This window comes from Limnothrix sp. PR1529, from assembly GCF_002742025.1.
In the GTDB taxonomy this organism is placed as follows: Bacteria; Cyanobacteriota; Cyanobacteriia; order CACIAM-69d; family CACIAM-69d; genus CACIAM-69d.
In genome coordinates this window covers 1-7,056 of sequence record NZ_LIRO01000049.1, presented here as the reverse complement: position 1 = coordinate 7,056, position 7,056 = coordinate 1, and the positions used below count along the sequence as shown (strand labels likewise).

7 protein-coding genes and 1 pseudogene are annotated in these 7,056 nt (G+C 56.5%); 5 read left to right on the top strand and 3 right to left on the bottom strand.

What is annotated here, in order from left to right:
- From AMR42_RS20820 to AMR42_RS07825, 4 genes and pseudogenes are all read left to right on the top strand, one after another.
- Window positions 1-1,042: pseudogene (locus AMR42_RS20820) on the top strand (hypothetical protein); the annotation flags it as partial.
- 142 nt (window positions 1,043-1,184) lie between these two features.
- Entirely contained in the window at window positions 1,185-1,913 is a 729-nt protein-coding gene (locus AMR42_RS07835) for a MotA/TolQ/ExbB proton channel family protein (protein ID WP_099532900.1), read from the top strand.
- A 73-nt stretch (window positions 1,914-1,986) separates the two neighbouring features.
- On the top strand, window positions 1,987-2,412 hold the full coding sequence (locus AMR42_RS07830; RefSeq protein WP_099532899.1) for a biopolymer transporter ExbD: 426 nt from the start codon (window positions 1,987-1,989) through the stop codon (window positions 2,410-2,412).
- A 66-nt stretch (window positions 2,413-2,478) separates the two neighbouring features.
- Window positions 2,479-3,174: a DUF4333 domain-containing protein gene (locus tag AMR42_RS07825; RefSeq protein WP_099532898.1), complete on the top strand. Its 696-nt coding sequence runs from the start codon at window positions 2,479-2,481 to the stop codon at window positions 3,172-3,174.
- Window positions 3,175-3,207: 33 nt separating this feature from the next.
- Here AMR42_RS07825 and obgE read toward each other — a convergent pair whose 3' ends face one another.
- The 3 genes from obgE to AMR42_RS07810 all read right to left on the bottom strand — a co-directional run bounded on the left by obgE (window position 3,208) and on the right by AMR42_RS07810 (window position 6,720).
- Window positions 3,208-4,362: a GTPase ObgE gene (obgE, locus tag AMR42_RS07820; RefSeq protein WP_099532897.1), complete on the bottom strand. Its 1,155-nt coding sequence runs from the start codon at window positions 4,360-4,362 to the stop codon at window positions 3,208-3,210.
- 152 nt (window positions 4,363-4,514) lie between these two features.
- Window positions 4,515-5,165, bottom strand: coding sequence for a Mo-dependent nitrogenase C-terminal domain-containing protein (locus AMR42_RS07815; protein WP_099532896.1), 651 nt, complete (start codon window positions 5,163-5,165; stop codon window positions 4,515-4,517).
- Between the two features lie 196 nt (window positions 5,166-5,361).
- Window positions 5,362-6,720, bottom strand: a complete 1,359-nt coding sequence (locus tag AMR42_RS07810; RefSeq protein ID WP_234406810.1) for a DUF389 domain-containing protein — start codon at window positions 6,718-6,720, stop codon at window positions 5,362-5,364.
- A 154-nt stretch (window positions 6,721-6,874) separates the two neighbouring features.
- Here AMR42_RS07810 and AMR42_RS07805 point away from each other — a divergent pair.
- Window positions 6,875-7,056 (top strand): hypothetical protein (locus AMR42_RS07805; RefSeq protein WP_143472981.1); only part of this gene is annotated, 182 nt, incomplete at its 3' end.

The following is a 7,056-nucleotide window of genomic DNA, read 5'->3' as shown; positions in this document are numbered from 1 at the left end:
GTTGCATGTTTTAGAAAGTCCGGTTCCGCAATCGAAGGGTTTGTTTTGGGGCACGATGGCGTTGGCATTGGGTCTGCATCTTGTGCTCGGCTTCATTTCCACTGGAGATGAGGCAAAAGCACCGCCCACCAATCCTCAAGAAAAAAAGGTACGCATCGTGCAGTTGCCGATGCCGGGCCAGCCGATCGCGAAGGCAGCACCCCTGACACCAGCACGACCCACACCGCCCGCGCGATCGCCCATTCAACGACCAGCGACTAATCGCCCCCCTGTGCGCCCCGCCCAGCGGCCGATCGTGCAGCGGCCTCGCCAAACCCCGCCACCCGCGACGACCCCGCCTGCCACCACCGCACCCGCGACCACTGCACCCGCGACCACCGCCCCACCCGCCACCGGAGCCAACCCCTGGCAAGACTTTCCGCAATATCCAGGGGCAAAACCAGGGTGCTTTAATTTGCAGTCTTGCCTCAGCACGGGCAAATCTTTGGCAGAAGTTTCGCAGTTTTTCCAGAAGGAATTGACTGCTCGCAAGTATTCCGTGCAACCGGCTAATGGTAGTACCAACGGCGGGACTGTTTTACAGGTTTCCCGTGATGGGTTGACGCAATTTCTGAGCATTTTGAATGCGGAGGAATTGGGGGCAATTTATGTTTTGTCAGAGCAGCCTGTTAGCTTGGGAGATTTGACCAAGGCGATCGAAGTGCCGAATGAAATCTACAGCGTGCTGAGTGGTTTGGCGGCAGAGGATGCAACCGCCGCTCAGTTTGCTCAACCCAATGATTTCTTCCCGGCTGGCACGGTTCGATCGGAAATTGCTGCCATGAAGTTTGTGGCTGGCGAAGATCCTGCCACGTTCTTTGATGCCTATTTCCGCACCAACCTGGTCAACAACGGCTTTGATCCCCAAGAAACCAATCAGCAATATGGCGGTGGTTTTGTTTATCGCGTGAAAAAAGCCAGCTTGGTGCTTTACCTCAACCTAGTACCAACGGCTGACAACAGCGGCACGATCGTGGTTGTTTGGCGGGTTGCACCTCAATGAGACATTAACCCAGCCGCACAAAACCAGAATTACCTGGGCGATCGCTTGTTTAATTTCCAATGATCACCTTCCACAAAATATGGATTCATTGATCGCCCGATCGTAGCCATTGTTCAGGAACCCAAATAGGAGCTAGGAATCGATGTCGAATTTGTTTCAGTTGATTGCTGTTGGTGGGCCGGTGATGATTCCCATTGTCGGGATGTCGATCGCCACCGTGGGTTGTGGACTAGAGCGATCGTGGTTTTGGTATCAACTCCTGAGCCGTGAAGATCGTATTGTGCGGGAAGTTTTAGAAGCCGCCCACTACGATTTGGCAGATGCAGCAGCGATCGCCCGCCAAGCCAAGGAATTGCCGATCGGGCGGTTTTTATTAGCCCCTTTGCGGCTCCAAGATCCCACCCCAGAAACCTTTCGCCTCGCCCTGGAAACAGCAGCCGATCGCGAGTTTATTGAAATGCATCGTGGGGACAAACTCCTTGAAAGCGTTGTGGGCATTGCCCCGCTCCTGGGTCTGTTGGGAACAGTGACTGGCTTGATTGCCACCTTTGCCAACCTCAACATCGGCGGCTCTGGCGGTGCGGAAGAAGCCAGCAAAGCAGCAGCCGGGATTGGGGAAGCCCTCACCACAACGGCCGGAGGAATGATCGCGGCGATTTTAGCCTTGAGTATTCTCAGAATCTTAGTGACTTTCCAAACTAAGCAAATGCAGTACTTTTCTCAAGTAGGCGCTGCCCTCGAACTGATTTATCGGCAGGTCTGGTATGAAGCCAACCGAGATGATTCAAACACGAATGTGTCAGAAGCAGAATCTGACTCAAACTTGAATGGCATCAATCTAAGATCTGAAAAAACTGCAACAACTAACTAACTCATGCCAAGTTAAGTTATGAATAAAGCTTGATCGATGCAGAGCGCAAAACAGTTTTCTAGGAGCACAGGATATGTATTCCCGCAATCGTCGTAATCAGCCTTCTTCGCAGATTCCCGAGGTTAACTTGGTGCCCATGATGGATGTGATCATGACCATTTTGACCTTTTTTATCATTGTTTCCATGACCTTAACGGGGAATAATAGCGCCCTGAAAATTAACCTGCCCAAGGCAGATGCTCCCCCAGCCAGCAAAGAAAAAACGCCCGACCCGCTGATGGTGAGCCTGTCCAGTACTGGGCAAATTTCGGTGGGTAGCCAACTGGTTTCCGAAGCAGATTTGATCTCGCAGGTGCAAACCTATTTGAGCAAAAGTCCCGAAGGTGCTGTTTTATTAAAAGCCGATAATAAAGTTGCCTATGAGCAACTCGCCAAACTCTTGGGTAAGTTGCAGCAAGCCGGGGGCGATCGCGTGTCGTTGGCGATCGAGTCACCCTAAATAGTCATGAATTTTTTAAAACCTTAATTTGACTGGCATCTTGATCTATTTCACTATTTATTGATCATGCTAATTAGCGCTCGACTGGCGATCGCCCTGGCTGGCTTGGGGCTGCTTCTAGGAGGCTGCTCCAAACTCGACACGGAAAAAATCTCCGCTCAAATTCAGCAAGAATTACTCAACGCCAAAGTGCCGGTGAATCAGTTGCGTTGCCCAGCGAATTTAACCCCTCGGACGGGGCAAACTTTTGAATGTGTGGGCAAGCTGGAACCGGAGGGCAATTTCTTTGTGGCTGTGACCCAAGTGGACGATCGCGCCACCATTCGTTGGGAAGTGATTAACTCTTGGCGGCTGTTGGATTTAGGTTCCTTGCAGACCGATTTACAGACAGCCTTAGCGGTTCAAGAATCAACCAGCGGCCCCAGCAACAGCCTAAAAATTGACTGTGGACAACCCTATCGAGTGGTTTCACCAGGCGATCGCTTTGAATGCCAAGTGATTGGGGCGGGCCAGGTGCGATCGATCACGGTGGATGTGCGCGATCAGGGGCAAATCACCTGGCAAACGCCCCCGCCGGCCTTGACGGCCCAACGGCCCAGCAATCTACCAGCCCAGGCGATCGCCCCCGAAACCAGTTCCACCCCCGCCAGCACCGATCCCGCAACCGCCACCACACCGGCCGCCCCGCGTTCCGCTCCGGCGGCTGCCCCAGCTCCCGGCCCAGCCAAGGATGCGACCGGCTGGACAGAATTAGCCGACTAACCGGCCTGGGTTGACCTGGGGAAATTCCGGCGCTTAATGGCCAACCCAAATCACTTCGGGGCCGTCTTCGTCGTCTTCCCAGTCTTCGTCGTCTTCCCAGTCTTCGTCATCTTCCCAGTCCTCATCATCACCCAACTCAGCCCCATCACCGCGCAGGGGGCGATCGAGCAGGGTGGGCAACTCCAAAACGACGGGGCCCAACTGATCCAGCCAATCCCAAACCCGCTGCAACAGCCCATCCAAGTTATGGCGGGTGGCGGCGGATACCTTCAGGATCGGTTCCGGGTGGTGGGGTTGCAGCTCCTCGATCAGGGTATCTACCCAATCGGCATCCACCGCGTCTACTTTGTTAATGGCTAGGATTTGCGGGCGATCAGTCAGGCCTCGTCCATAGGCCTGTAGCTCGTTTTGAATCGTGTGATAGGCCGCGATCGGGTCTTCTCCTGTCGCATCCACCAAGTGCAACAGCAGCCGCGTCCGTTCAATGTGCCGCAGAAACTCATGGCCCAGACCCAAGCCCTCGTGGGCCCCTTCAATCAAACCGGGAATATCCGCAAACACCGTGCCATCGCCCGTGGGCCGGCGCACCACGCCCAAGTTCGGTACGAGGGTGGTGAAGGGGTAGTCGGCAATTTTCGGCTTGGCCGCCGAGAGCGCGGAAATCATTGTGGACTTGCCCGCATTCGGCAGCCCCACGATCCCCACCTCCGCCAGTAGCTTTAGTTCCAAATACAGCCGAAATTCTTCGCCGGGTAACCCAGGCAGGGCCAGTTCCGGTGCGCGGTTCCGGTTGCTCAAAAAATGGGCATTCCCGAGGCCGCCCTTGCCCCCTTTGGCGATGCAAATCCGCTGGCCGGGTTGCACCAAATCGGCCACCAAAACCCGGGTGTTGGCATCATAAACCGCTGTTCCGCAGGGCACTTCCACCACCAAATCTTCGCCGCTGCGGCCGGTGCAATTGTTGGGGCCGCCGCGCATTCCGTCTTGGGCCTTGAAGCGAGCGTTGTAGCGAAAGTCCAATAGGGTTTGCAGGCGATCGGTGGCGACAAAGTAAACGGAGCCGCCCCGGCCCCCGTTACCGCCAGCGGGGCCCCCGGCGGGCACATATTTTTCCCGACGAAAGGCAACGATGCCGTCGCCCCCGTTGCCAGCTTGGACGACGATTTCTGAATGATCAATAAATTGCATGAAATAGTGGCGCGAAGTGATGGGAAAGCAGCATTGGGGAAGTCCAGCAACCCTAGCCGGGGATCGCAGGTGATCCGGGAGATGAAGGCTCGCGATCGAGCTAGCGGTGGCCTTGGGTTGGGCGGAGATCCCCGATCGCCCCCAGAACCCACCTAGCAGTAGGGGGTGATGTCTTCACCACAGTCGTCTGCCAAGTAGGAGAGAGCACGGAATCGCAACCCCATGAGCTGGTCGTAGAGTGGGTTGAGCTTGCACATGGGGGGAATGTGGGCCAGCTTGCGCCCAAAAACGACCACATCCCGCTCGAAGGGGCATTGGGCGGGGATCATTTTACAGAGAAAGTGCGCAACTTTGGGATTGTGAATTTCCAAACCATCGAGCCAATGGCGCACGGGGTTGAGCACATCGCCCCGGTGTGGGTCGGGGTGGGTCTGAATCGGCTCGGCGCAATTGAGGGTTTGTTGTAGGGCTTCAAAGGCGGGAATTTTGCGGCCAAGGGCGGTGCTGAACTGCCGAATGAGCTGATCTTCGGAGTCGGAGTAAATGCCGTCAGCGATCGCCACCATCACGGCGGTGCGCAGGAAGTTGTCCGCGTGGTGGGGGTCGTCTCCGAGTTCGGCGGCCAGTTCTTCGGGGGTGAGGGGTTCGAGGATGGCTTCGGGGTCGAGGGTTTCGTGGGTGAGGGAGGTGATGATTTCCCGTTCTTCATCATCAAGGTGACCATCGGCCCAAGCAACGGTGGTCAGGCCTCGCAACCACAGCAGGGTACGAACGCGATCGGATGGTTCTGCCACAAGAGTCATAAAAACTGACACCTAATCGCAACTTTGTGTCTCAATCCCTTTGTGTCTTGATCAATATCCTAAGAGGGGCGATCGCGCCCTGGCCCGCAGTACCTACTTCTCTTAACAACTGATCTTTGAACAACGGATCACAACTGTTTTAACAACTGAATCTGGCTGGTGAATTTGGCCAAGGAATTGGGCTGATCGGTTGAAACTATTGGGGGGCTGGCGGGGGTGGCTCCGGCTCAGTGCGCGAATCTGAGTGAATTTCTGAAACTTTACTGACCAGGAATACGAGCCGGAATGGCTGACCCATATCTTTTTCCAGAAATTCTTCGAGCAATTGGGCTTGAAAGGGCGAAATGCTCTCGGCCGATTGAACGGTGAGGCGAACTTCTGGTGGGCTGGCCAGCCAGTTAACGCTGCTGTCAATGAGCTTCACGCGCCGGAAAGTGAGGGTGCGATCGAGCAGGGCTTGGCGCAAGCTGGCTTCTAGCCGGGCCTGGCGCACCAGTTCGGAAAAGCTGTAGGTCAACGGCACGGCTAACAGTAGGGTCATGCCGACGATCGCGGTCATGCCGTGGCGGCCGGTTTTCAAGGGCAGTTCCCCCAAAACCCAGAAGGTTAGCGCCGCCGCCAAGGCAATGCCACAGAGGTTTGTCAACAGCAGTAGGGCGGCCCCTTGGGCCAACAGACCATAGCCCTGGGAAATGGCGAGACCAACGGTACAGGCGGGCGGCATCAGGGCCACGGCGATCGCGGTTCCTGCCACGGTTCCCGAAACCTTGGGCTGCACCATGGCATAGGCGCTGACCGCTCCGGCCACGAGGGCCACGCCTAAATCCAACAGGTTGGGATTTCCCCGGGCCAGCACTTCACTGCCAAAGGCGGGAATGCCTGCCAACCAGCCAACCAAGGCAGACAGCCCGATCGCCAGAAACACACCACAACTGAGCGACCCAAAACCCCGCCGAAACAGAGACCAATCGCCCGCCACAACGCTCCAGGCGATCGCCCGAATGGGCAACATCAGGGGAGCGATGATCATGGCCCCAATGATGACGGCGACGCTGTTGGCCAACAGTCCAAAAGAGGCAATCAGACAGGCCGCGAGGACTTGGGTGAGATAGGGGCGATCAATCCGCGCATCTTCCCAGAGCATGTGATTGAGCTGGGCCGATCGCTCCGGTGACAAGCGCTGCCACTGAATCAGCCGCTGACGGGCGGCCTTGCCCCATTGCCAAAGGTCAGACCGGCTAGCCCGCCACCCCCCCTGCCTGATCCACCCCGACTTGTGCTGCTTTTGTGCCATGAACTGGCTCCTGATTGCTGGACTGCTGTGGGATTGGGCAGGCTCCATTATCGATCGCGCCCGCAGGAGGTTGACGGCGCGATCGGTGCGGTGCGATCGGGGGGGATGGAGAGGATTTGGATGCCCAATCCGCGTCGGCTGTTGATTGGCAGCGATTGGGGGCATGGAGGGGCGATCGGAACTGTCATCGGAACTGCCAATCGATCCCAAGCTCAGGGCATGGTTGGGGTAATCTTTAAAGAGGATGCAAAAAAATTTCATGTTTCTTTAGCTTCCAGGGATCACGATTCAGGTCTGAATTCCTTACCCTGTGGAATTGACCCGCTGGAATTGACCCTGTGACGTTGGGCGAACAGACCGCCTAACGCCATCGCCGCCAATTGCCTCTCACTTGCCACCCGCCTGGGGTTAAACCATGGCCCTCGACTTGCCCGATCGCACCACAACGGACGCTTCACCCGCACCCATGCCACCGACCCCGATCGATGACGAGATCCTTGATCTGGATGACGAAGCCCTTGACCCTGGAGATGACCTGTGGCTCCCGGGAACTGCTTGGCTGAGCGGCCCCCGGGGGTTGTTGGTGGGCCTGGGGGC

Bases quoted from the DNA above. Each gene is read 5' to 3' on its own strand.
- AMR42_RS07830 (WP_099532899.1), top strand. From the start codon at position 1,987: ATGTATTCCCGCAATCGTCGTAATCAGCCTTCTTCGCAGATTCCCGAG.
- AMR42_RS07825 (WP_099532898.1), top strand. From the start codon at position 2,479: ATGCTAATTAGCGCTCGACTGGCGATCGCCCTGGCTGGCTTGGGGCTG.
- AMR42_RS07810 (WP_234406810.1), bottom strand. From the start codon at position 6,720: ATGAAATTTTTTTGCATCCTCTTTAAAGATTACCCCAACCATGCCCTG.
- obgE (WP_099532897.1), bottom strand. From the start codon at position 4,362: ATGCAATTTATTGATCATTCAGAAATCGTCGTCCAAGCTGGCAACGGG.
- AMR42_RS07815 (WP_099532896.1), bottom strand. From the start codon at position 5,165: ATGACTCTTGTGGCAGAACCATCCGATCGCGTTCGTACCCTGCTGTGG.
- AMR42_RS07835 (WP_099532900.1), top strand. From the start codon at position 1,185: ATGTCGAATTTGTTTCAGTTGATTGCTGTTGGTGGGCCGGTGATGATT.